Here is a 22,259-nt window from a genome sequence, read left to right as displayed (position 1 = left end):
TATAAAATGATTTGAGCATAAAAATAGCTTTTGTTTTTTTAAGAAGATGACTGTATCCAAAATTTTGGATAGCCTAGCACAAAATAAACTATCGGATGGTTTTTCTGGTAATGCCCTTAGGACCAAATGTATATTTAACGCCTATAGAAAGGAAGTTATACATGTCTGGACTTACGTTTTTAAATCCTTTTGCTCTAGGGTCATTATATCCGTCAAAATTATCAGCAAACACAAAATTTGTTTGATAATTGACGTTAAAAATGTACCTGATTTCGCCCCAGCTATCTGGGAAGTAGAAATCAATTCCTAAGTTAACAGGCACCATCACACTTGAGCCCTTATCTTCGCCAGGAAATGTATAAATACTGCCATCATCTTGTGGTTTATACCTTACAATGGAGTTCATATGGCTCTGAACAAAACCTAAGCCTGTTCCAAGGTAAAACCCTTTGGTGTAATTCAAAAAATCACTGTAGTAAAAATCGGTGAATTCGCCAGCTCTAAATTTGAAGTTTAGGGCAACGGCTTTAAAGGCATTAGTAAATTCTCTTTGGTGAGGATCTGTTACACGATTGCCACCTTTGGCCAAGCCCATTTGCAATTCTAAACCTCCAGTAATAAAAGGAGTAAAGTGATAGTCAAGAGCACCATAAGCACCGTATCCAAAACCACCTTTTTTAACGTCGGTGAAAGTGTATGTTCCACCGCCGCCAATACCGCCGCTTAATTTATAAAAATTTGATTGACCAAATGCTGTAACCGTAAAAAAAATCAGTGATAAAGCTAAGTAACGTTTTTTCAAGTTGTTATAAATTAAGTGCTTACTTTGCAAAAGTATAATTCTTATTCAAAATAATAAATAATATCTTTGAATTTATGCAAGATATAAAAATAAATGCTGTTTCTATAACCGAAAGGTTCATGAAATATGTAAAAATAGACACTCAATCTGACGCTTCTTCACCAACCACTCCTTCTACTGCTAAACAGAAAAATCTGGGCAAGATTTTAGCGCAAGAATTGCTAGAGTTAGGCTTAAGTGATGCACACTTGGACGAGCATGGCTATGTCTATGCAACTATTCCTTCTAACACAGATAAAAATGTGCCCGTAATTTGCTTTTGCTCACATATGGATACCTCTCCAGACAGCAGTGGAGAGAATGTAAAACCGATTATTCATAAAAATTACCAAGGTGAGGATTTGGTTTTGCCAGATGATCATAACATCGTCTTAAAGTTTTCGGAACACAAGGATTTAAAGAACCAAATAGGCAACGATATTATCACTGCAAGTGGAACTACCTTGTTGGGTGCCGATAATAAAGCTGGCGTTGCCGAGATTATGGAAGCCGCTACTTATTTGACACAAAATCCTCAGATAAAACACGGTACCATTAAAATACTTTTTACTCCTGATGAGGAGATTGGCCGTGGGGTAGATAAAGTGAATTTAGAAAAGCTAGGCGCTGATTTTGCTTACACCATAGATGGGGAGACTTTAGGTTCTATCGAGGACGAAACTTTTTCTGCTGATGGCGCAAAGTTGATCATTAATGGCGTAAGTGCACACCCTGGATTTGCGAAAGGAAAAATGGAAAGTGCCATTAAGATTTTAGCAGAGATTATTGATGCACTTCCAAAAGATAAACTCAGTCCAGAAAGTACTTCTCAAAAAGATGGTTTTATTCATCCCGTGGGGATCAGTGGAAGTGTGGAACAGGCAGAAGCAAATTTCATCCTTCGTGATTTTGATGATGACTTGTTAAAATCTCATGGAGAAACTTTAGAGAAAATTGTAAAGCAAGTGCTTACGGCTTATCCAAATTCGACTTATAGCTTAACGATTAAGGAGCAATACCGTAATATGAAGCAGGTGTTGGATAAATATCCTCAAATTATGGCCAATGGTATTGAAGCTCTGAAAAGAGCAGGACTTAATCCAGTAACCCGTAGTATCCGTGGTGGTACTGATGGTTCCCGTTTGTCATTTATGGGGTTGCCTTGTCCAAATATATTTACTGGTGGACATGCTTTTCATGGTAAACAAGAATGGGTTGCAGTACAAGATATGGTGAAGTCGGTAGAAACCATTGTTCAATTGGTACAAGTGTGGGAAGAAAACAGCTAATTTACGAGTTACGATTTTAGATTGACGATCAGCAGATAGTGATATTTTTAATCGTATCGTAATTCTAAAATCGTCAATTACAAAGTTAATTGTGCCAAATACTGATCCTGCTCATCCACATAAACAATCTTACAATTCCAGCCATACTGCTTGCTTAAGCGCTGCAGTGTGGTTGGATCAATATACAACCAGTTAAACCAATTACCCTTCTGCTTTTTGTATTCATAACAATAGCTAATTTCCCCAAAATACTGATTGGTAGGCATAGGTAAATCATCATACAAATAGGAAATATCGGAACTGTCGAATAATAACTGCCCTTTTGGAAGAAGAAGGTTTTTGGCACTTTCTAATAAGTTTTCGAAGCCTGGTAAGGTGCCAGTTAAACCAATACCATTCATCATGAACAATAAGGTGTCGTATTTTTCTGTAGTCTTGAAGAAGTCTTGAACCAAAGGCTTTTTAACGCCACGCTCTTGCATGATCTGCACCGCTATTTCAGAAATATCTATCGCCGTAACATCTAACCCTTTTTTCTCTAAAAGCAGCGCATGGCTACCTACACCAGCACCCACATCAAGTACCTTACCCTTACATAGCGCTAATGCTTTTAACTCAATCTCGGGCATATCATCCTCACCCCTAAAAAAGACCTCAACAGGCATTTCTTCAGGTTCATCATAAGAATTATGAAGCCATAAGATTTCGGCTTTACCAGTCTGGCGAAAATCTAAAAGGGCGTTTCCGTAAATATCCATTTTCAAAGATACGGAAATGCCTTTTTATTAAATATTAAAAGCTGATGCTTAAATAAATTCAGCACGACGGACCATTCGATTATCGTCACCCTGAATTTATTTCAGTGGCAGTTTGCAATAATTGATTAATTGAAATCAATTATGATTTAATATGGTCAACTCTTTCTTTAACCGCATCGGCAACACCGGCAAGCTTATCTTTTGATTTATCGAAAAGGTCGCAAAACCAATCGTTTATTTTACTTTTCATGTCACTATGTTTATCAGACGATAACACCATCGCAACTACGGCCCCTAAAGCTACTCCCGCTAAAACACCGCTCAATATCTTTGTTTGCTTTGTCATAATTAAAAATCTTTTAATTAAAACGATACGGGACTGGGATTGTTTGTTGTTTTTTGTTAAATCTTAGGCTGAAGACTTACGAAGTTTTCAAAACTTCATAAGTCTGTGGGTAAATTATCCAGAGATTTCTCGTTGTACTGGAAATGACAACGGAGCTAAAATGCAAAAGCCATTTAAAATTTAATTGCTTTTATGCTGTTCATTGATGCTTTGTATTGCCTTTCATGTACCGTCATTGCCAGCTCGACTGGCAATCGTAATACAATAAGGAGTTAATAGTTCACTAACTTCTTGTAATGACGCAAGTCACCGTCATCTCGACCTTGTGGAGAGATCTTTAAAATAGTATTAAATATTCGCAGGATTATTAAAAAGTCAAAAGATTTCTTCGCTGCGCTGCGGTCGAAATGGCGGGATATAAGCGGCGCTGCATAAAAACAAAAATCCCCAAGCCTAATGAAAGATTTGGGGATTTATTTATAATGCAATTGAACTTATACTTCTTCTTCGCTGATAAATTTAGCGCTTAGGTAATCTCTGTTCATACGAGCGATGTTCTCCAAAGAAATACCTTTTGGACACTCAGCCTCGCAAGCACCAGTATTGGTACAGTTACCAAAACCTTCTTCGTCCATTTGAGCTACCATGCTTTGTACCCTGCGGTAACGCTCAGGCTGTCCTTGTGGCAACAAAGCCAATTGAGATATTTTAGCTGAAACGAAAAGCATTGCCGAAGCATTTTTACAAGTAGCCACACAAGCGCCACACCCAATACAAGCCGCAGCTTCAAAAGCAGCATCAGCTTTAGATTTAGGAATTGGCAAGTTGTTCGCATCTTGCGCATTACCTGTGTTAACGGATACGAAACCACCTGCAGCGATGACGCGGTCAAAAGCAGAACGGTCTACCGCTAAATCCTTAATTACAGGGAATGCTTTTGCTCTCCATGGCTCTACTACAATGGTATCACCATCTTTGAACGAACGCATGTGCAATTGACAAGTAGTTACTAGGTCTTTTGGTCCGTGTGGTTGTCCATTAATGAACATCGAACACATTCCACAGATACCCTCTCTACAGTCGTGGTCAAATACTACTGGCTCTTCGCCTTTGGTAATTAGTTGTTCGTTTAAAACGTCAAACATCTCTAAGAAAGACATGTCTGGAGAAATATCAGAAAGCTTGTAATCAACTAGTTTTCCTGCTGATTTGCTATTTTTTTGACGCCAAACTTGTAGCGTTAAATTCATGTTTCCTGTACTCATCTTATTGAGATTTGAGTAGTTAGTAATTAGTCGTTAGATTTTTGGTCTAACCACTAATTACTTCCCGTCTAAATACTATTTATAATTTCTTTGTGCAACCTTAATATTTTCGTAGTTCAATTCTTCTTTGTGCAATTCGAATTCACTTACGCCTTTGTATTCCCATGCAGCTACGTATGCAAAGTTTTCGTCATCACGTTTTGCTTCGCCTTCTTCAGTTTGGTGCTCCTCTCTAAAGTGACCGCCACAGCTTTCTTCTCTGTTAAGGGCATCAATACACATCAGCTCTCCCAATTCAATAAAGTCGGCAACACGGTGCGCTTTTTCTAATTCAGGATTAAACTCATCGGCAGAACCAGGAACTTTAACATCAGCCCAAAACTCTTTACGTAAATCCTGAATTTCTTTAATTGCCTGAGTCAAACCCTCTCTGTTACGAGCCATACCACATTTTTCCCACATAATGTGGCCTAATCTTTTGTGGAAATGGTCTACGGATTTAGTTCCGTTAATGCTTAAGAACTTATCTATGGTTGCCTTTACTTCATTTTCAGCTTCCACAAACGCAGGGTGGTCTGTAGGAATTGGTTTAGTTGCAATTTCTTTCGATAGGTAAGAACCAATCGTGTAAGGCAATACGAAATAACCGTCAGCCAAACCTTGCATCAAGGCCGAAGCGCCTAAACGGTTAGCGCCGTGGTCAGAGAAGTTGGCTTCACCTGTGCAGTACAAACCTGGAATAGTGGTCATCAAATCATAATCAACCCAAACACCGCCCATGGTATAGTGTACCGCAGGGTAAATACGCATTGGCGTTTCGTATGGATTTTCGCCAGTAATTTGTGCATACATGTCAAATAAGTTACCGTATTTTTCTTTAATTACGGCAGTACCTAAACGCATGCAAGTTTCTTTATCAGGATTATGGTTACCAGCTTTTGAAGCTTCGATACGACCATAGCGCTCTGTATTTGCTTTAAAATCTAAGTACACGGCAAGCTTAGAAGCACCTACACCATAACCAGCATCACAACGCTCCTTAGCAGCACGAGAAGCTACGTCACGAGGTACCAAGTTGCCAAAAGCAGGGTAACGACGCTCTAAATAATAATCTCTTTCATCTTCTGGAATATCCGAAGGTTTACGAGGATCATCTTTCTTTTTAGGAACCCAGATACGGCCATCGTTACGTAACGACTCCGACATCAAGGTTAATTTTGACTGGTGATCTCCAGAAACTGGAATACAAGTTGGGTGAATTTGGGTGTAGCAAGGGTTGGCAAAGAAAGCTCCTTTTTTGTGCACTTTCCAAGCAGCAGTAACATTACTTCCCATGGCATTGGTTGATAAGTAGAATACGTTTCCGTAACCTCCAGTACCTAAAACCACCGCGTGACCAAAGTGGCGCTCTAACTCGCCTGTAATTAAGTTACGAGCAATTATACCACGAGCTTTGCCATCTATTACTACCACATCAAGCATTTCGTGGCGGGTGTACATTTGTACTTTACCCATACCTACCTGACGCTCTAAAGCACTATAGGCACCTAATAACAACTGTTGGCCAGTTTGACCAGCAGCATAAAAAGTACGTTGAACCTGAGTACCACCAAAAGAACGGTTATCTAACAAACCACCATATTCACGCGCCAAAGGAACCCCTTGAGCCACACATTGGTCAATAATATTAGCACTAACCTCCGCTAAACGGTGTACGTTAGCCTCACGTGCTCTGTAGTCACCACCTTTAATGGTGTCATAAAACAAACGGTAAGTGCTATCACCATCATTTTGATAGTTTTTTGCAGCGTTGATACCACCTTGAGCAGCAATAGAGTGCGCCCTACGAGGTGAATCTTGGAAACAAAAACACTTCACTTTGTAGCCCATTTCTGCTAAGGTAGCCGCTGCTGAAGCGCCTGCCAAGCCAGAACCTACTACAATTACTTCTAAACTTCTTTTGTTCGCTGGGTTAACCAACGGCACAGAAGATTTATATTTAGTCCACTTTTGGGTCAATTCGCCCGCAGGGATATTTGAATTTAATTTCGACATTTACTTAATCCTATTTAATTAAACGTTTCGGTTTAGCCAATCCAACCTAAATAGATAGATATTGGCATTAAAGCAAAAATGATAGGTACAATAATGGAAAACCATATGCCTACAGTTTTTACCACTGGGGTCCATTTTTTGTGATTCCAACCCATCGTTTGAAAAGCTGATTGAAAACCGTGCAATAAGTGATAGCCTAATGAAATAACACCCAATACATAAACAACCACTACCCAAGGCTCTTGGAAAATCATTACAATGTTTTGGAAAGTGTTGTGTTCTTGGTGTGTGTAAACAGCCACTTTAGTAGGCCACCAAAAATGGTAAAGGTGCAAAACTAAGAACATTAAAATTAATGTGCCTAACAAGCCCATGCTACGAGAATACCACTTGCTATTGGCCGATGCCTTATTGTAGGCATATTTCTCTGGTCTCGCGGCATTGTTTTGCGAGGTTAAAATAATGGCCTGTACAATGTGAAGGATAATCCCTACGAATAATCCAACCTCCATAATACGGATCACAATGTTGTGCCCCATGAAATCGGCGGCTACATTGAAAGTTTCTCCACTGTCATTTAAAAAAATCAGTGCATTGATAGATACGTGAACAATAAGGAACGAAATCAAGAAAAGACCCGTTAGCCCCATTACAAACTTTTTACCTATAGACGACGTAAAAGCTTTACTTAAACTACTCATTAGATTGTTTATTTATAATTCTAGTGTGCAAATCTATCTAAAATATGAAAACTTATTGGGAATAAAACTTACAAAAAAACGACAAAACGACAATTTAGAAACGTTCTAAGTAAAATGGTCTTTTGGCAACGTTTGCACTTGTACTTTAAGGAGTTAAATTTGAAAATGTAAGTCAGCATTTCATCGGTAATGGTAGTCCCGCTTTATGCAGCAATCTTTTTGTGATTGTTAGGAGCTTAAACCTCGTAGGTTTTCAAAACCTACGAGGTTTCTGGGCCATGCCACAAAAAGTATTTCCGCTGCAATACGGGTTTATTTAACCAAAAACTGTGCAATGAAGATTGGCGTTCTCTGCGAACTAGTGTTTTTCTTTGCTGTTAAATTTTAATGCAAAGTTTTTTAATTTTCCGCAAAGCGGCGTAAAGAGATACTACAGTTGATGAATATGGGAATTGTATTCATAATTAACAGCTTTCAAAAAAAGCTGCTTTACATTGTGATTTGCTTTTAGCCCCAATTAAAAGTACTTTTATAGTCAATTTATTAGATAAAATATTGGATTTTAAAGAATTTGGATTTAATACTGAGCTTTTAGAAGGCTTACTAGCAATGGGCTTTAAAAATGCTACACCCATACAGCAACAGGCCATTCCCATCATTAGTGAAAACAAGGATTTGATTGCTTGTGCACAAACTGGAACAGGTAAAACGGGTGCTTACTTATTGCCTTTGATGAACCTGTTGACCCAAAAGCACGAACGACATAATAACGTATTAATTTTAGCACCAACCCGTGAGTTGGCCCAACAGATAGATGTACAGGTAGAAGCACTTTCTTATTTCACCAACATTAGCTCACTAACGGTATATGGTGGTGGCGATGGGGTAGCTTATGATCAGCAAAAAAGATCGATGCGTGACGGAGTGGATATCATTATTGCAACACCAGGCAGATTAATTTCGCATTTGGCATCGGGAACACTAAAAATGGACAAGTTGGAACACTTGGTACTAGACGAAGCCGACCGTATGCTAGACATGGGGTTTTATGATGATATCATGAAAATTGTAGGTTATTTGCCAACAAAGCGCCAAACAGTAATGTTCTCGGCTACCATGCCGCTCAAAATAAGAAAGCTAGCTAACAATTTATTACAGCAGCCCGAGCAAATTAACATTTCGATTTCTAAACCTGCAGAAGGGATTAACCAGCAGGTGTATTTGATCCACGATGATCAGAAAATTGCCCTGCTAACAGAAATCTTAAAATCTGCCGATTACAACCGCATCATCGTATTTGCAGGGCGTAAGGAAAAGGTGAAGGAGTTAGGAAAGGTGTTTAGAAAGCTGGGACTTAAGGCCGAGGCATTTCACAGCGACTTGGAGCAGAAAGAACGGGAAGCCATTATGCTGGACTTTAAGAACAGCAAGCTCAATGTTTTAATTGGTACCGATGTGTTGAGCCGTGGAATTGATGTAACAGGTATTGATTTGGTGATCAACTTTGATGCCCCGCAGGATCCTGAAGATTATATTCACCGTATTGGGCGTACCGCTCGTGCGGCAACTACTGGAACGGCCATCACCTTGGTTAATCCAAAAGATAAACGACGTTTAGCCAATATTGAAAAATTAATAGAACGTTCTATTGAGCGCATTCCTCTTCCTGAACATTTAGGAGAGGCGCCAAAAGAGCAGCCTGAAGGAGAAAAGAAACCTTACAAAAAGAAGAAGAAAAAGTTTTTTAAGAAAAAGCCGAAAACAGTTTAGCCACAGATGCACAGATAATCGTCTTGTCTTTAAGGCGTATTTTTACTTATCACAAAATAAAAGTTACCTATGAATTTTATTTTGAAAGAAGAGACGTACGAGATCATTGGACTTTGTATGGAAGTTCATAATCAGTTGGGTGTAGGATTTTTAGAGATCGTTTATAAAGATGCACTTGAGTATGAGTTTCAAAAAACAAACATATTTTATAAACGAGAGCAGGAATATCTTGTTAATTATAAGGGAATTGTTTTACCGCATAAATTTTATGCGGACTTTGTTGTTTTTGACAATATCATTTTGGAAATTAAATGTACAAGCTGTATCGTGGACGAACATATTGCACAAGCCATTAACTACTTAAAAGTTTCTAAAAAGAAAATAGCGCTTGTTGTTAACTTTGGAGAGACCCGCTTGAATTATAAGAGACTTATATTATAAATACAAAATCTTGGAAGATATTGTAACATCTCGATAAGATTTTATACCTATTGACTATAAAGATATTTGTGCATCTGTGGCCAAAATAAATTTTATGCAAAACCTAATACCATTAGCCGAAAGATTACGACCAAAAAACCTTGACGAATATGTAGGGCAAAAGCATTTGGTGGGCGAAGGTGCGGTTTTGCGGAAAGCAATTGAAAGTGGTCGCATTCCATCCATGATTTTTTGGGGGCCACCAGGCGTAGGAAAAACAACCTTGGCTACCATTATTTCCCAAAACTTAGACCGTCCATTTTTTGCGTTAAGTGCCATCAATTCGGGCGTGAAAGACGTGAGAGAGGTAATCGATAAAGCCGCTGCAATGAAAGGCGGTTTTATGGGAATGCCCGTCTTATTTATCGACGAGATTCATCGATTCAGCAAGTCGCAGCAAGACAGTTTGCTTGGAGCGGTAGAACGAGGATTGGTTACTTTAATTGGAGCAACTACCGAAAATCCAAGTTTCGAAGTCATTTCAGCTTTGCTATCCAGATGTCAAGTTTATATTCTCCAGAATTTAACGGAAGAAGAATTGGTTGGACTGTTAAATACATCCATCACCAAGGATGAAGTCCTCTCAAAAAAGAAGATAAAAATTAAGGAACACGAAGCGCTAATTCGTTTAAGTGGTGGCGACGCCAGAAAATTATTGAACGTTTTAGAAATTGCCGTTAATGGAATAGGTGGGGACCAACTAGAGCTGACCAATGAAAATGTACTGGTCCATGCACAACAAAACTTGGCGCTCTATGACAAGGCTGGCGAGCAACATTACGATATTATTTCAGCTTTTATCAAATCCATCCGAGGCAGCGATCCCAATGCAGCGGTATACTGGTTGGCCAGAATGATAGAAGGTGGAGAAGATCCATTATTTATCGCTCGCAGGTTGCTTATTCTGGCGTCCGAAGATATTGGAAATGCTAATCCCAACGCACTGCTTTTAGCTAATAATTGCTTTCAGTCGGTAAACGTGATTGGTTTTCCCGAAGCTCGCATCATCCTTTCGCAATGTGTAACCTATTTGGCATCTTCAGTTAAAAGTAATGCTTCCTATATGGCCATTAATCATGCCCAAGCTTTGGTAAAAGAAACGGGAGATTTGCCAGTGCCTTTACATTTACGTAATGCACCAACTAAATTGATGAAAAACATCGGTTATGGTGCAGACTATAAATATTCACATGCTTACGATGGTAATTTTGAAGCGCAGGAATACCTGCCGGAAAAATTAAGTGGCACCAAACTTTACGATCCAGGGAAAAACCCCGCTGAAGAAAAACTAAGAGAGAAACTGAAACAGAATTGGAAGAATAAATACAATTATTAATATGCTGACTACTTTTTTATCACATCAATGGAAATCCTTTTGGCGTAGCCGAAATAAAGCAGGAAGTATTGCTGCTCAAATCGTACTTGGGTTTTTTATGCTTTATTTTTTGGCAGTAGCCATAGGCGTAGGTTTTTGGATGACCGCAATTATCGAGAAGGTGATGCCTAATGTCAATCCAGTCATTGTATTTAACGGATTGATTTTATATTATTTTTTGCTGGACTTGGCCATCAGGATACAAATGCAGGAACTCCCTACGCTAAGCATTGTTCCTTATCTCCATTTGAATATCTCTAGGCAAACCATTGTTAATTTTTTAAACCTTAAATCGCTAGTTTCCTTTTTTAATATCCTGCCGTTATTTATTTTCTTGCCGTTTATATTTATCAATATCAATGCGGCAAACGGGGTGGTTGGCGCATTGGCTTATTTGGTATCTATATTAGGTTTGATTTTGTTCAATAACTTCTTAGTGCTTTATATCAAGCGCAAAGCGATTAACAATGTTGCCATTTTTGCGGCAGGTATTGTGGTTATTTTAGGGTTGGCCGCTTCTGACTATTATGGTTTCATTTCTATTCGAAATTTCTCTAACCTGGTCTTCCAAACAGTTGCTAAATATCCTTTTTTGGCGTTGATTTTCCCAATCATGGCTTTTGCTGTCTTTTATATCAATGCTAAATTTTTAAAAGCCAATTTGTACACCGAAGAGTTGAGCTCGAAGAATGAGAAAAAGGTGAGTACTGATTATCCTTTCCTTAATCAATTTGGTAGGGTTGGAGAATTAGCTGCATTAGAATTGAAACTAATTTTGAGACACAAGCGTTCAAGAAGCTCTGTCATTATGGGATTTATGTTCTTGTGCTATGGTTTCTTTTTTTATCGGATGCCATTAATTGAAGGCGATGAATTTGGTAAAATGCTTTTTGCCGCAGTGTTTATGACGGGGATTACCATTTCAATATATGGACAGTTTATGTTTGCTTGGCAAAGTGCGCATTTCGATGGTTTGCTGACCAACAAAATCAATCACAGGGATTTTATCAAGGCTAAATTTCTGCTCTTTACTATGAGCAGTACCATCATTACGCTGCTTTCAAGTTTTTATGGTTTCATGAGCTATAAACTGCTATTATTGCACTTAGCAGCATACCTATATAACATCGGTGTAGGCACCATTGTGGTACTTTATTTTGCCAATTTTAATTATAAGCGATTAGATATTACCCGCAGTGCAAGTTTCAACTGGCAGGGAGTGGGCGCTACGCAATGGTTGCTAGGTTTGCCATTACTTTTGCTCCCAGTAATTATTTATTTGCCATTTGGCATTCTTAACCTGCCTTATTGGGGTTTAGCAACATTGGCTTTTTTAGGCTTGTTAGGTTTGCTAATGCGTAATTTTTGGGTAGGTGTAATTGTAAGGAAATTTGAACAACAACGTTATAAAATAGCCGAAGGCTTTAGAGAATAAAAACTATGATTGAAGTAAATAATTTAGTAAAAAGCTACGGTGGCCGAACCGTGGTAGATATTCGAAGTTTAAATATTAGAGCAGGCGAAACCATTGGTCTAGTGGGAAACAACGGAGCGGGAAAAACCACATTTTTCAGAATGCTTTTGGATTTAATACGACCAGATAGCGGCGAAATCCTTTCGAAAGATATCAATGTTGCTAAAAGCACCCAATGGAAAGATTATACCGCTTCTTATTTAGATGAAGGGTTTTTGATCGATTACCTTACCCCAGAAGAATATTTTACTTTTATAGGTAGTTTGCATGGGCTAAGCATTGCCCACGTTGCTGATTACCTGAAACAGTACGAAGAATTTTTCAATGGTGAGATATTGAACCGTGGAAAGTATATCCGAGATTTTTCAAAGGGCAATCAAAATAAGGTAGGTATTGCAGCGGCGCTAATGCAGAAACCAGAACTGTTAATTTTGGATGAGCCTTTTGCCAACTTAGATCCAACCACCCAAATTAGGCTAAAAACTTTAATTAAGAACCTGAGCACAACACAGCGTTTAACCACTTTTATTTCAAGTCATGATTTAAACCACGTAACCGATGTATGTAATCGAATCATTTTACTAGAGAAAGGGCAAGTCATTAAAGATTTCCATACTGATGAAAATTCTTTGAAGGAACTGGAAGCCTATTTTGGGGAATAATATAATCTTGTAACGAGTTTGTTGTATAAAATTGTGGTCAATCGCTAAACAAGAGATGAGAGCTATGGCTTTTGATTTATTTGTCAATCAATGCTGTTTGGCTAAAAAAGCGAATATTTTATACACGGGTGTTAAATTGGCATTACCTTTGAATAGTGGAATACACAACATTAAGAATTAAACAACATAAGAAATGATGACTACAAAATTTAAGACAGCAACTGTCGCTATAGCTTTATCGGTAGGTGCAATGATTTTTCAAAGCTGCGATAGCCTAACCAATACTCAAAAAGGTGCAGGTATTGGCGCAGCAGCTGGTGGTGTAATAGGCGCTTTAATTGGAAAAAAAGCGGGTAACACTGCTGTGGGCGCTGTAATAGGTGCTGCTGTTGGTGGTACTGCTGGTGGTTTCATCGGAAAGAGAATGGATAAGCAAGCCGCAGAAATTCAACAAGCAATTCCAGGTGCAGAAGTAATTCGTGAAGGTGAAGGGATTATTGTAAGATTTGATAGTGGTATCCTTTTCGATTTCAACAAAACTGAATTGAAAGATGCAGCTAAAAAGAACATTCAAACTTTAGCCGCTTCATTAAACCAATATCCAGGAACTGATGTAAAAGTGATTGGTCATACCGATAACGTAGGTACTGCAGCGGTAAATCAAAGTGTATCTGAAAAAAGAGCTGCAGCGGTTAAAACTTATGCAGTTTCACAAGGCGTTCCAGCATCACGTTTGGTAACAGAAGGTAAAGGTTTCAATGAGCCAATTGCAGATAATGCAACCGAAGATGGTCGTGCAGCTAACCGTAGGGTAGAAATTGTAATCGTTGCTAACGAGCAATTGAAAAAAGAAGCAGCTGAAAAAGCTGGATAAGCTAAGCTTAAATCATAAAAAAATCCCCCAGCGAGCAATCACTGGGGGATTTTTTATTCGTAAATATCTGCAAAGTAATTAATTGCTAGAGATCTAAGTAGCATTTCCTGTTCTAATCCCACATAAGCAGGGATTTGTTTGACTAGTTTCCAATGAGGCCAACCGTCTTGGTCAATCCCTTCCAATTCGTAAAAGCCCATTTCGCTTAACAAGCGACAAGTAGCAATATGCATCAATTCTTCTTTCTGTCTTTTGCTAAATTTACCTGGACCTTTTCCCAATTCCTGTACACCTATTAAAAACAGTATTACTTTTAAATCTGGGATTTCCGAATCAAAATCCTGCGCAATCTTTTCTTGCAGTTCTTTCCATTTGATATTGATTTCGGATGCTTTCATAACGCAAATATAGTGTTAATGATTTTCACATCGACGAAAGGTGCTAATTTTACCTTGTGCTGAACTTTACAACATATTCAGCATCTTTTAAAGGATAACCGTCTTTTGATCTGAAACTTCTATTGGTGATGATGAATTCATAATCCTGTTTGGGTTTTAAAGCAATATTTAATACCAAGGTCTGGTCGTCATTCTCCTGACCTTTTACAGTAGTGATAGGAAAATTGGCTTTACCCTTTTCCGAAAAACTAATGGAATATCGTTTAGGGATCATTGGCTTGGAGAAGGTAATCCTTAGTTCCTTCATTGTTGTATCTACATTTTTGTCGCCGTTGTTAAATGGCGACATACTTAGCACGGTAGGTTGCAATTTTTGATAAGCTTTTATAAGTGCATTTTTGTCTATTTTTTCAGAATAAAAACCTGATCTTTCTAAGAAAAGCTCAACGTCCTGATCATTACTAAAATCTAACTCAATAATGTCCTTAATGGCTTGTGTTTTATTTTTGGCTTGCTGATAATAGGCTTTGCAGATTTCATAACCTACATAATAGCCTAGGTCTGCATCTTCTGACCGTTGGCTTCCATTATATAACCAGTTTGTATAATCACTTAAGAACATTTCTTTTTTAAAAAGTTCCTTAATACTCAAAGCATTGGCTTTCCCATAACTTAGATATTTGGTTTGGAGAGGCTTTTGGATAGACAATTCAGCAATAAAGTCACAAGACCCTTCCCTGATGACCTGACTGAGTAAGCTGGAGCCGTTAGGTTTTTGCTGCGTATGGATATACTCATGAATGTTAAGAGACACAATGTTGTCTAGCGATTGCCCTTGGAAAACATTTTTTAGCCAATTGTTAGTAAACTCAGAAACATCTATACTGGCATTTCCAGTGGCAATTTCAGCACCTACCAGTACCATATTGTCCTTTACTGTTCCGGCTGATCGTAGCCCGCCAATAGTGAAATACATCTCGGCAGGTTTTAGCTCAGGATAAATATCTTTTAACTTAATAATCGCTTTTTCGAGCTCAGCGGTTTTATGCTTAATATTTAACGTGTTTGCCCTTATCGAATTCCAGAACTTAGGTAGCTTATCTATCAATTCCACCCAAAGCGTATCGTTATATTGTCGTACCTCCATAAAGGCTTTAAGGCCCTTGCTTCCTTTGTTGATGTATTGCTCATTAATGATGAAAATTTTTTCTGAGAAATCCTTTGCTTGTTGAATAGCATCATAAGCGGTCCAAAAATGATCAATATCAGTAGTACTTATAAACGTTTGTTTTTGAGCGTATAGGTTTCGCCCTAAAGTAAGCAGGCACAGCACAATTAAAATTCTTTTCTTCATATGGTTAAATGACAAATAAAAAATGGGAAAGTTGCATGCTTAGCAAAAATAATATCCGTTAGTTTCTTGGGTGAATAGTTCCACTTTGATATCTGCGCTAAATTTCTAGATTTGTAGTTATGAGACCTAAAATCAATGTGGGCTTAATGGCTTACGGTATGTCGGGTAAAGTATTTCATGCCCCTTTTGTTCACCAAAATGATGGATTTAATTTTATAGCCGTTACCGAAAGAAGTAAAAAACAGGCGGTGCAGGATTATCCCAATATCACTAGTTACGATAGTATCGATCAGTTGATCGCTGATGACAACATTGATCTCGTGATCATCAATACCCCTAACTATACCCATTACGAGTATGCTAAAAAGTGCTTATTGGCAGGTAAACACATCTTGGTTGAAAAACCCTTTACCGCTACAGTTGCCCAGGCCAAAGAGCTTTTTGATTTAGCTAAAGAAGTAGGAAAGCATGCCTTGGTTTATCAAAACAGAAGGTTTGACAGCGGGTTTAAAATGACGAAGGAAGTTATTGATAGTGGCAAACTAGGGAAATTAACCGAAGTGTATTTCCGCTTTGATCGTTATCGGAATGAAATAGGCCCAAAACTATTTAAAGAAGACAATAGCTATGAAGCCAGTGGATTGCAATACGATTTGGGGCCGCATTTGATAGATCAAGCCATTGCTTTATTTGGGAAGCCCGAGAAGTTTTATAAGGTTTTAGCTAATAATCGTGAAAGCAGTAAAGTAGATGACTATTTCTTCATTCATTTGTCGTATCCCAACCAATTAAATGTGTACCTGACTGCAACTTTATTGGCCGCAGACATTCCACCAGCTTTTGTTGTGAATGGTGCTTTAGGTGCTTTTTCTAAAAACCATGGCGATGTACAGGAAGCGCAACTTTTGAAAGGGATGAAGCCGTCTGACGAAGGTTACGGTTTGGAGATTGTGAAGGATGCAGGTAAACTTACTTTAGTCAATAGTGATGGCGGGAGAGACGTTTCTTTGCTCACTTCTCCATTGGGGAATTACGGCGAATTATTTGAAGCCGTTTACCAAACCATTGTAAACGATCAACCTTATCCCATCAGCCAAGAAGATATCATTGCCCAATTAGAAATATTAGAAAGTTAATCAAAATGAAACGAATTTTACTCCTTTTGTGTGTTATCGGCCTTTTAAAAACATCCTATAGTTATGGCCAAACTAAAGTATTGCTGTTGGGCACCTTCCATTTTGATAGTCCTAATCTCGATCTGGTGAAAACCAATCCTTTTGATGTGGTTAAAGGACAGCAAGAGCTCGAGAAAATTACCGACCAAATCAAAAAATTTAATCCTACCAAGATATTTATTGAATGGAATTACGATGAACAAGGAGAATTGGATACGTTATACAATTTGTACAAAGAAGGAAAGTTTTTAGACTTTGTAAAACAAAAATATCCAGGAAATAAGTTTTATCAAGAGAGCGAGATTTTTCAGTTGGCTTTTAGGGCAGCTAAAAAATGCGATAATGCTCAACTATATGCCATCGACATACAAACTAAGTTTCCATTTGATGAGGTGATGAAAGCTATCCAAGAAGCTAGGCAAGACCAATTAGCTCAAACAATTCAGGATAAAATTGCCAAAATGGGCAAAAAGGAAGATGAAGACCGAAAAAAATACAATCTTACACAATTGCTTTTAGCAAAAAACACTGCACAAGCAAGAAAAAATGACTATAGCGATTACGTTAGTTTGTTTAATAAGGCAGGTAAACTTCACGATTTTAGAGGCGCCAATTTGGTATCGGAGTGGTATCGCAGAAACTTGCTGATGTACTCGATGGTACAGAAGAATGTTACCCCAAAAGATGAGCGTATTATGGTAGTTCTGGGAGCTGGACATATCGCAGTGTTAAAGCAGTTGGTAGACCTTGATCAGAATATGAAAGCGGTTGACCTACATGAAGTTTTGAAATAAAAAAACTTATCTTAGGAATTAAACATGAGGTTAAATTTTCTTCGAAGTGACTGCTGAGTAATGTAATGCGCAATGACGTTTTTATTTACAATAGTAACGATGTCGTTATTTCGACCGTAGTGGAGAATTCTTTGGATATACTAACCAAAGCGAAAAATATCTCCATTTCATCCGACGCTTTGATTGATGGCGATCTCCTATAAATTTTCCAACAATGCTTTAAAAAAATCCTCAGGTTTTTCCAAGTGTGGAATATGCCCAACACCTTCAAATTCGATCAGTTTAGCCCCTTGTATTTTAGCCGCGGTGGTTTTCCCCAAAACCTTATACTGCCCATATTTCTTTTGATCTTCAGCGTTAAGTAATCCTTTGCCGACAATGGTTTTATCCTCCTTCCCAATCAACAATAAGGTAGGTACTTTTATGTTGACAAACTCATGCACCACAGGCTGCTCATAAATCATGGTGAAAGTTAACGCGGCCACTTTTGCCCAACGTGGATAGTCAGCACTGAAAGTTACCCCACCAGCTATCTCAACTAGTTCGTCGTATTCAGGCTTCCATGTAGTGAAATAAGAATTTTGGTAATATTTTTTGACACTTTCGGCAGTAGTTTTCAACTCTGTCTTATATTGTTGTTCGGTGCTTACATAAGGCACAAAAGCTCTGTAATCCTCTAAGCCAATAGGGTTTTCCAATACGAGTTTTTCCGTTTTTTCTGGAAAAAGCAGCGCAAATCGGGTAGCCAGCATACCACCCATCGAGTGACCTAAAATAATGGATTTGTTAATCTTTAAACTATCCAAAAGCTGGCTGTTCCATCTTGCCATTTGATGAAAACTATAATGAATAAAAGCTTTGGAAGATTTTCCAAAACCGATTTGGTCAGGGACAATTACACGATAACCATTTTCAGCTAGTATTTTAATCACGTTAGTCCAGTAGTAGCCCCCAAAATTTTTACCATGAAACAACACTGCTATCCTACCATTGGCCTTGGCTGTTGGCGCAACGTCCATGTAGGCCATCCGCAAATCTTGCCCTTCTATTTGTATCGGAAAATATTTAACAGGGTAGGCATATTTAACTTGTTCTAAAGTAATGGATAAAGTGTCGGATTTTTGTGCGAAAGAGTTAACACAACAAAATAGAATAGCAGCAAATAAAAATAAACGCTTCATGATCATTAAATAATTGTATAAACGTGAAGGGAACAAATTAGTTTAAATTTATCATTATTTATACTTTTGCGGCAACCAGATAAATCGATATGACCAATTACGAAGTAGGCAGTAGTGTGCTAAGCATTGCTTTTTTGCAGGAAATTATACAATCAGGAAGAAGCATTGCGCTATCCACAGCAGCTACGGACCGTATTACAAAGTGTAGAGCTTATTTAGATGAGAAATTAAGTCGTACCGAAGACCCTATCTATGGAATCAATACAGGCTTTGGTTATTTGCAGAATGTAAAAGTGGATGCAGATAAACTTACCCAGCTTCAGCATAACCTACTCCTCTCTCATGCTTGTGGTACTGGACAAGAAGTGCCAAAACCTATTGTGAAGCTAATGCTTTTGTTGAAAATACAATCATTAAGCTATGGACATTCCGCAGTGGCATTAACTACTGTTCAGCGGTTGATCGATTTTTACAATCATGATATTTTGCCTGTGGTGTATACCCAAGGTTCTTTGGGCGCATCGGGAGATTTAGCACCTTTGGCGCACTTGGCCATTCCATTAATTGGCGAAGGCGAGGTTTGGTATAAAGCACAAAAAATAAGTACGCAAGAGCTTTATCAACAACTAGGTTGGAAACCGCTTACCCTGCAAAGCAAAGAGGGTTTGGCGTTAATTAATGGTACGCAATTTATGAGTGCTTATGGCGTAAATTGCTTGCTGCAGGCCAAACGTTTACTGGCTTGGGCCGATGCCGTGGCAGCCATTGCGATTGATGCTTTTAATTGTCGCATTGATCCATTTTTGAGCCTTAGCCATGTGATCAGACCGCATCAAGGACAGTTGCAAACTGCTGAAAATATTAGAAAATGGCTAGAAGGAAGCGAACTTATTGCCCAACGAGATAAACAAACACAAGACCCTTATTCATTCCGATGCGTGCCACAGGTACACGGAGCAAGTAAAGACAGCATAGCTTATATCCAATCAGTTTTTGAAACGGAAATCAACGCCGTAACAGATAATCCAAATGTTTTCCCTGACGAAGATTTGATCATCTCTGCAGGAAACTTTCACGGACAGCCGTTGGCGCTTACGTTAGATTTTCTTTGTATGGCATTGGCCGAGATCGGTTCTATTTCAGAAAGAAGAACTTTCCAATTGATTTCGGGCACCAGAGGATTGCCTCCTTTCTTGGTAAAAGAAGCAGGGCTTAACTCTGGACTGATGATTACCCAATATACAGCAGCGTCTATTGCCAGCGAAAACAAACAATTGTGCACACCTGCATCCGTAGATAGTATTGTAAGCAGTAATGGGCAGGAGGATCATGTGAGCATGGGTGCAAACGCAGCGACCAAATGTTTACGTGTGGTAGAGAATGTAGAGCGCATTTTGGCCATTGAGCTGATTACTGCTACACAGGCTTTAGATTTACGTAGACCATTAAAATCATCGCCTCAAATAGAAGCTTTGTCAAATGATTTTAGAAAGGTAGTAAGCTTTAACGATGCTGATAGATTGTTGGCTAATGATATCAAATCTGCCGTTCAATTTATCGCTAAAGGCCAACCTAATTAACAGGATTGGTATAGGAAAATAAGGACTATAATAATAAAGATCATAAAGAGAAATTTGTAAAACAGGCGAAAGTATATTTCGCCTGTTTTTGGTTATTATTTAATTGCTGTTAACAAAGTTTGAATTTCTGATTTTTTGTATTTCACAGCATAATCAAGCGCAGTTTGGCCCTCGCTGTTTTTGATGGTAGCATCGGCACCAGCTTTTAACAAAGCTTTGGCGAAATTCAGTTCTCCATATTTTGCCGAGTACATTAAGGGTGTTTTGCCACTACATATTTTGTTTAAATCTGCTTTGGCAGTTAGTAGCGCATTAAAGATATTTGGCCTATTGAGTTTAATACTGATGGAAAGCAAGTTGTAGCTCACCCCCTCGTTATCAAAACAATCATTAATGTTTGCTTTTTGAGCTTTCACTTCAGTAAGCAGTGCATCCGCATCATCCGTTTTAAAAGCATCTTTAATTTTGTCGTTTAACTGCTGCGCAAAACTCAGGCTACTGATAAATAGCAAGCCAAAGGTAATTATTGTTTTCATCTACTTATTTTAATAGCTGTTTTAAATTGATTACGGGTAATTGAATAGAAGTTTGGTTAGATAAAGATCCCTTTGCATTGGCAATGTCAATAGATTTAAAGGTGACATTAGCACTGTCGATGGTTGTTAGATACAAGTTTTTAATCGTGAATTTCTCCTTGTTATCTCTATCTCCAAATACTTGAATTTCATTTTTGCCTACTGAGGTAATGTTTAAATCCTGATAAGAAACGGATTCACTTCTAAAATTCGAATGCTTCAAATTCAGATGAAGGGAATTGGTGATCTTACTTTCTATATCGATTCTATTAACTGCATCGCTAGACGTGCCCAAACCATCGGCGTTGATGCTAAGTTTATTGAATAAAGTTGCTTCATCGAATTTCAAATCACTAAACTTTTTAAGGTTAACCAAAAGTGAATCTCCTTTGGCATTTAATGATATAGAAGAAGCATTATCGATGTTGATGGCCTTTGTTTCGGGCGCATAAACGAATAAGCTAATGTTGTAATGGCCTTTAATTTTATCAGTGAGTGCTATTTGTAATTGTCCAGCTTGATTTACGCTACATTTGATAAGGTCTTTGTCCTGCTTATTGATTTTAAGACCGTATTTGTGGTCTTTTATTACTCTGATATACAAATTTATTCCTTTTCCGTCTGCAAGACTAATCGTGCTAAATTGACTTAAGGGTATGGCTTCCATACTTTCTGATTTGGCATCGAAGCTGTCATTTTGTTTTTCCAAGTTGGTGAAATTTTTGGCATCAGTATAATACACCTTGGAAAAATAGGCCATCACTAATACTGGCACTGCAATGAGTACAGCAGCGAAAGCGATTAATAATTTATTGCTGGTTTTCATCTGTTTATAATTTGTTTTTAGTTGTCAGATGTTCCTTCCCGTTATCAAATATTTATGGCGATATTTTTATAAATATTTAATGACGGAAGGTTCATGAATTCGGGTATTAAAAGTTTTCTTTAACAAAAGTGTCGTAGCGATTTTTCAGCTCGTCAAAATCAATATTTAATAAATAGATGTTCCGAAAAACTGTTGGCAACTCCTCGTCTATAAATTGAGTTCTTCGATAAACGGTTATATTAGAAACCGCATCGTCAGTTACAAAAAGTCCTACCCCCCTTTTATTTTGTATCACATTTTTTTGCTGTAATAAGTCGTAGGTGCGCATTACCGTATTCGGATTAACCTCCATTTCTATAGCCAGCTCCCTTACCGATGGTATTTTTTGCTCGCTTGGCCATTTCCCCAGCATAATTTGCTCGCAAACAAAATCTGCTATTTGCAGGTATATCGCCTTGTTTTCTCTAAATTCCATATCTATACCTT

At 38.1% G+C, this 22,259-nt stretch carries 22 protein-coding genes; 10 read left to right on the top strand and 12 right to left on the bottom strand.

All coding sequences use genetic code 11. The features are described from left to right. Window positions 1–88: 88 nt before the first annotated feature. Window positions 89–802: a hypothetical protein gene (locus DUT70_RS10315; RefSeq protein WP_113647257.1), complete on the bottom strand. Its 714-nt coding sequence runs from the start codon at window positions 800–802 to the stop codon at window positions 89–91. A gap of 74 nt (window positions 803–876) precedes the next feature. Between DUT70_RS10315 and pepT the strand changes: the two genes are divergently transcribed. Continuing rightward, window positions 877–2,130, top strand: coding sequence for a peptidase T (gene pepT / locus DUT70_RS10310; protein WP_113647256.1), 1,254 nt, complete (start codon window positions 877–879; stop codon window positions 2,128–2,130). 77 nt (window positions 2,131–2,207) lie between these two features. Here the strand turns inward: pepT and DUT70_RS10305 are convergent, their stop codons facing one another. The 5 genes from DUT70_RS10305 to DUT70_RS10285 all read right to left on the bottom strand — a co-directional run bounded on the left by DUT70_RS10305 (window position 2,208) and on the right by DUT70_RS10285 (window position 7,255). Then, entirely contained in the window at window positions 2,208–2,888 is a 681-nt protein-coding gene (locus tag DUT70_RS10305) for a class I SAM-dependent methyltransferase (RefSeq protein ID WP_205529784.1), read from the bottom strand. A gap of 139 nt (window positions 2,889–3,027) precedes the next feature. Continuing rightward, window positions 3,028–3,234, bottom strand: a complete 207-nt coding sequence (locus DUT70_RS10300) for a YtxH domain-containing protein (protein WP_113647254.1) — start codon at window positions 3,232–3,234, stop codon at window positions 3,028–3,030. 494 nt (window positions 3,235–3,728) lie between these two features. Next, window positions 3,729–4,499, bottom strand: a complete 771-nt coding sequence (locus DUT70_RS10295; RefSeq protein ID WP_113647253.1) for a succinate dehydrogenase/fumarate reductase iron-sulfur subunit — start codon at window positions 4,497–4,499, stop codon at window positions 3,729–3,731. Window positions 4,500–4,574: 75 nt separating this feature from the next. Further along, complete coding sequence (locus DUT70_RS10290; protein WP_113647252.1) at window positions 4,575–6,554, bottom strand: fumarate reductase/succinate dehydrogenase flavoprotein subunit; 1,980 nt, start codon at window positions 6,552–6,554, stop codon at window positions 4,575–4,577. 32 nt (window positions 6,555–6,586) lie between these two features. Then, on the bottom strand, window positions 6,587–7,255 hold the full coding sequence (locus DUT70_RS10285) for a succinate dehydrogenase cytochrome b subunit (RefSeq protein ID WP_113647251.1): 669 nt from the start codon (window positions 7,253–7,255) through the stop codon (window positions 6,587–6,589). Window positions 7,256–7,810: 555 nt separating this feature from the next. Here DUT70_RS10285 and DUT70_RS10280 point away from each other — a divergent pair. The 6 genes from DUT70_RS10280 (at window position 7,811) to DUT70_RS10255 (ending at window position 13,890) form a co-directional block, all read left to right on the top strand. Continuing rightward, entirely contained in the window at window positions 7,811–9,025 is a 1,215-nt protein-coding gene (locus tag DUT70_RS10280) for a DEAD/DEAH box helicase (protein WP_205529783.1), read from the top strand. Between the two features lie 69 nt (window positions 9,026–9,094). Then, window positions 9,095–9,466: a GxxExxY protein gene (locus DUT70_RS10275; protein WP_113647250.1), complete on the top strand. Its 372-nt coding sequence runs from the start codon at window positions 9,095–9,097 to the stop codon at window positions 9,464–9,466. Window positions 9,467–9,560: 94 nt separating this feature from the next. Continuing rightward, window positions 9,561–10,841 carry a replication-associated recombination protein A gene (locus DUT70_RS10270; RefSeq protein ID WP_113647249.1) on the top strand — a complete coding sequence of 427 codons (1,281 nt, stop codon included), beginning with the start codon at window positions 9,561–9,563 and terminating at the stop codon, window positions 10,839–10,841. A 1-nt stretch (window position 10,842) separates the two neighbouring features. Continuing rightward, the gene (locus DUT70_RS10265) at window positions 10,843–12,315 is read left to right on the top strand and encodes a DUF5687 family protein (protein ID WP_113647248.1); all 1,473 of its coding nucleotides are present in this window, start codon (window positions 10,843–10,845) and stop codon (window positions 12,313–12,315) included. A 5-nt stretch (window positions 12,316–12,320) separates the two neighbouring features. Next, the gene (locus tag DUT70_RS10260; protein ID WP_205529782.1) at window positions 12,321–13,016 is read left to right on the top strand and encodes an ABC transporter ATP-binding protein; all 696 of its coding nucleotides are present in this window, start codon (window positions 12,321–12,323) and stop codon (window positions 13,014–13,016) included. 193 nt (window positions 13,017–13,209) lie between these two features. Then, on the top strand, window positions 13,210–13,890 hold the full coding sequence (locus DUT70_RS10255; protein WP_113647246.1) for an OmpA family protein: 681 nt from the start codon (window positions 13,210–13,212) through the stop codon (window positions 13,888–13,890). A gap of 53 nt (window positions 13,891–13,943) precedes the next feature. Here the strand turns inward: DUT70_RS10255 and DUT70_RS10250 are convergent, their stop codons facing one another. Both DUT70_RS10250 and DUT70_RS10245 read right to left on the bottom strand, forming a co-directional pair. Beyond that, on the bottom strand, window positions 13,944–14,288 hold the full coding sequence (locus DUT70_RS10250) for a hypothetical protein (protein ID WP_113647245.1): 345 nt from the start codon (window positions 14,286–14,288) through the stop codon (window positions 13,944–13,946). A 49-nt stretch (window positions 14,289–14,337) separates the two neighbouring features. Continuing rightward, complete coding sequence (locus tag DUT70_RS10245; RefSeq protein ID WP_113647244.1) at window positions 14,338–15,642, bottom strand: gliding motility protein GldB-related protein; 1,305 nt, start codon at window positions 15,640–15,642, stop codon at window positions 14,338–14,340. Window positions 15,643–15,761: 119 nt separating this feature from the next. Between DUT70_RS10245 and DUT70_RS10240 the strand changes: the two genes are divergently transcribed. Both DUT70_RS10240 and DUT70_RS10235 read left to right on the top strand, forming a co-directional pair. Beyond that, on the top strand, window positions 15,762–16,778 hold the full coding sequence (locus DUT70_RS10240; protein WP_113647243.1) for a Gfo/Idh/MocA family oxidoreductase: 1,017 nt from the start codon (window positions 15,762–15,764) through the stop codon (window positions 16,776–16,778). A 5-nt stretch (window positions 16,779–16,783) separates the two neighbouring features. Then, window positions 16,784–17,611, top strand: coding sequence for a DUF5694 domain-containing protein (locus tag DUT70_RS10235; protein ID WP_113647242.1), 828 nt, complete (start codon window positions 16,784–16,786; stop codon window positions 17,609–17,611). Between the two features lie 197 nt (window positions 17,612–17,808). Here the strand turns inward: DUT70_RS10235 and DUT70_RS10230 are convergent, their stop codons facing one another. Continuing rightward, complete coding sequence (locus DUT70_RS10230; RefSeq protein WP_113647721.1) at window positions 17,809–18,792, bottom strand: alpha/beta fold hydrolase; 984 nt, start codon at window positions 18,790–18,792, stop codon at window positions 17,809–17,811. A gap of 89 nt (window positions 18,793–18,881) precedes the next feature. Between DUT70_RS10230 and hutH the strand changes: the two genes are divergently transcribed. After that, entirely contained in the window at window positions 18,882–20,372 is a 1,491-nt protein-coding gene (gene hutH, locus DUT70_RS10225) for a histidine ammonia-lyase (RefSeq protein ID WP_113647241.1), read from the top strand. Window positions 20,373–20,467: 95 nt separating this feature from the next. Here hutH and DUT70_RS10220 read toward each other — a convergent pair whose 3' ends face one another. The 3 genes from DUT70_RS10220 to DUT70_RS10210 all read right to left on the bottom strand — a co-directional run bounded on the left by DUT70_RS10220 (window position 20,468) and on the right by DUT70_RS10210 (window position 22,248). Then, a complete protein-coding gene (locus DUT70_RS10220; RefSeq protein WP_113647240.1) occupies window positions 20,468–20,908 on the bottom strand; it encodes an ankyrin repeat domain-containing protein in 441 nt (146 codons plus the stop codon). 4 nt (window positions 20,909–20,912) lie between these two features. Next, window positions 20,913–21,773, bottom strand: a complete 861-nt coding sequence (locus tag DUT70_RS10215; RefSeq protein WP_113647239.1) for a hypothetical protein — start codon at window positions 21,771–21,773, stop codon at window positions 20,913–20,915. A 106-nt stretch (window positions 21,774–21,879) separates the two neighbouring features. Further along, window positions 21,880–22,248 (bottom strand): GntR family transcriptional regulator, encoded by a 369-nt coding sequence (locus DUT70_RS10210; RefSeq protein ID WP_113647238.1) that lies wholly within the window; start codon window positions 22,246–22,248, stop codon window positions 21,880–21,882. Between the last annotated feature and the right edge of the window lie 11 nt (window positions 22,249–22,259).

The sequence above is a fragment of the Pedobacter chitinilyticus genome, assembly GCF_003313385.1.
Taxonomy (GTDB): domain Bacteria; phylum Bacteroidota; class Bacteroidia; order Sphingobacteriales; family Sphingobacteriaceae; genus Pedobacter; species Pedobacter chitinilyticus.
The sequence above is the reverse complement of the archived record's forward strand: the minus strand, read 5'-3'. Positions and strand labels throughout refer to the sequence as shown.

Bases quoted from the DNA above. Each gene is read 5' to 3' on its own strand.
- DUT70_RS10305 (WP_205529784.1), bottom strand. From the start codon at position 2,888: ATGGATATTTACGGAAACGCCCTTTTAGATTTTCGCCAGACTGGTAAA.
- DUT70_RS10275 (WP_113647250.1), top strand. From the start codon at position 9,095: ATGAATTTTATTTTGAAAGAAGAGACGTACGAGATCATTGGACTTTGT.
- DUT70_RS10285 (WP_113647251.1), bottom strand. From the start codon at position 7,255: ATGAGTAGTTTAAGTAAAGCTTTTACGTCGTCTATAGGTAAAAAGTTT.
- pepT (WP_113647256.1), top strand. From the start codon at position 877: ATGCAAGATATAAAAATAAATGCTGTTTCTATAACCGAAAGGTTCATG.
- hutH (WP_113647241.1), top strand. From the start codon at position 18,882: ATGACCAATTACGAAGTAGGCAGTAGTGTGCTAAGCATTGCTTTTTTG.
- DUT70_RS10250 (WP_113647245.1), bottom strand. From the start codon at position 14,288: ATGAAAGCATCCGAAATCAATATCAAATGGAAAGAACTGCAAGAAAAG.
- DUT70_RS10210 (WP_113647238.1), bottom strand. From the start codon at position 22,248: ATGGAATTTAGAGAAAACAAGGCGATATACCTGCAAATAGCAGATTTT.
- DUT70_RS10230 (WP_113647721.1), bottom strand. From the start codon at position 18,792: ATGAAGCGTTTATTTTTATTTGCTGCTATTCTATTTTGTTGTGTTAAC.
- DUT70_RS10220 (WP_113647240.1), bottom strand. From the start codon at position 20,908: ATGAAAACAATAATTACCTTTGGCTTGCTATTTATCAGTAGCCTGAGT.
- DUT70_RS10260 (WP_205529782.1), top strand. From the start codon at position 12,321: ATGATTGAAGTAAATAATTTAGTAAAAAGCTACGGTGGCCGAACCGTG.
- DUT70_RS10245 (WP_113647244.1), bottom strand. From the start codon at position 15,642: ATGAAGAAAAGAATTTTAATTGTGCTGTGCCTGCTTACTTTAGGGCGA.
- DUT70_RS10270 (WP_113647249.1), top strand. From the start codon at position 9,561: ATGCAAAACCTAATACCATTAGCCGAAAGATTACGACCAAAAAACCTT.
- DUT70_RS10295 (WP_113647253.1), bottom strand. From the start codon at position 4,499: ATGAGTACAGGAAACATGAATTTAACGCTACAAGTTTGGCGTCAAAAA.
- DUT70_RS10215 (WP_113647239.1), bottom strand. From the start codon at position 21,773: ATGAAAACCAGCAATAAATTATTAATCGCTTTCGCTGCTGTACTCATT.
- DUT70_RS10300 (WP_113647254.1), bottom strand. From the start codon at position 3,234: ATGACAAAGCAAACAAAGATATTGAGCGGTGTTTTAGCGGGAGTAGCT.
- DUT70_RS10255 (WP_113647246.1), top strand. From the start codon at position 13,210: ATGATGACTACAAAATTTAAGACAGCAACTGTCGCTATAGCTTTATCG.
- DUT70_RS10265 (WP_113647248.1), top strand. From the start codon at position 10,843: ATGCTGACTACTTTTTTATCACATCAATGGAAATCCTTTTGGCGTAGC.
- DUT70_RS10240 (WP_113647243.1), top strand. From the start codon at position 15,762: ATGAGACCTAAAATCAATGTGGGCTTAATGGCTTACGGTATGTCGGGT.
- DUT70_RS10290 (WP_113647252.1), bottom strand. From the start codon at position 6,554: ATGTCGAAATTAAATTCAAATATCCCTGCGGGCGAATTGACCCAAAAG.
- DUT70_RS10235 (WP_113647242.1), top strand. From the start codon at position 16,784: ATGAAACGAATTTTACTCCTTTTGTGTGTTATCGGCCTTTTAAAAACA.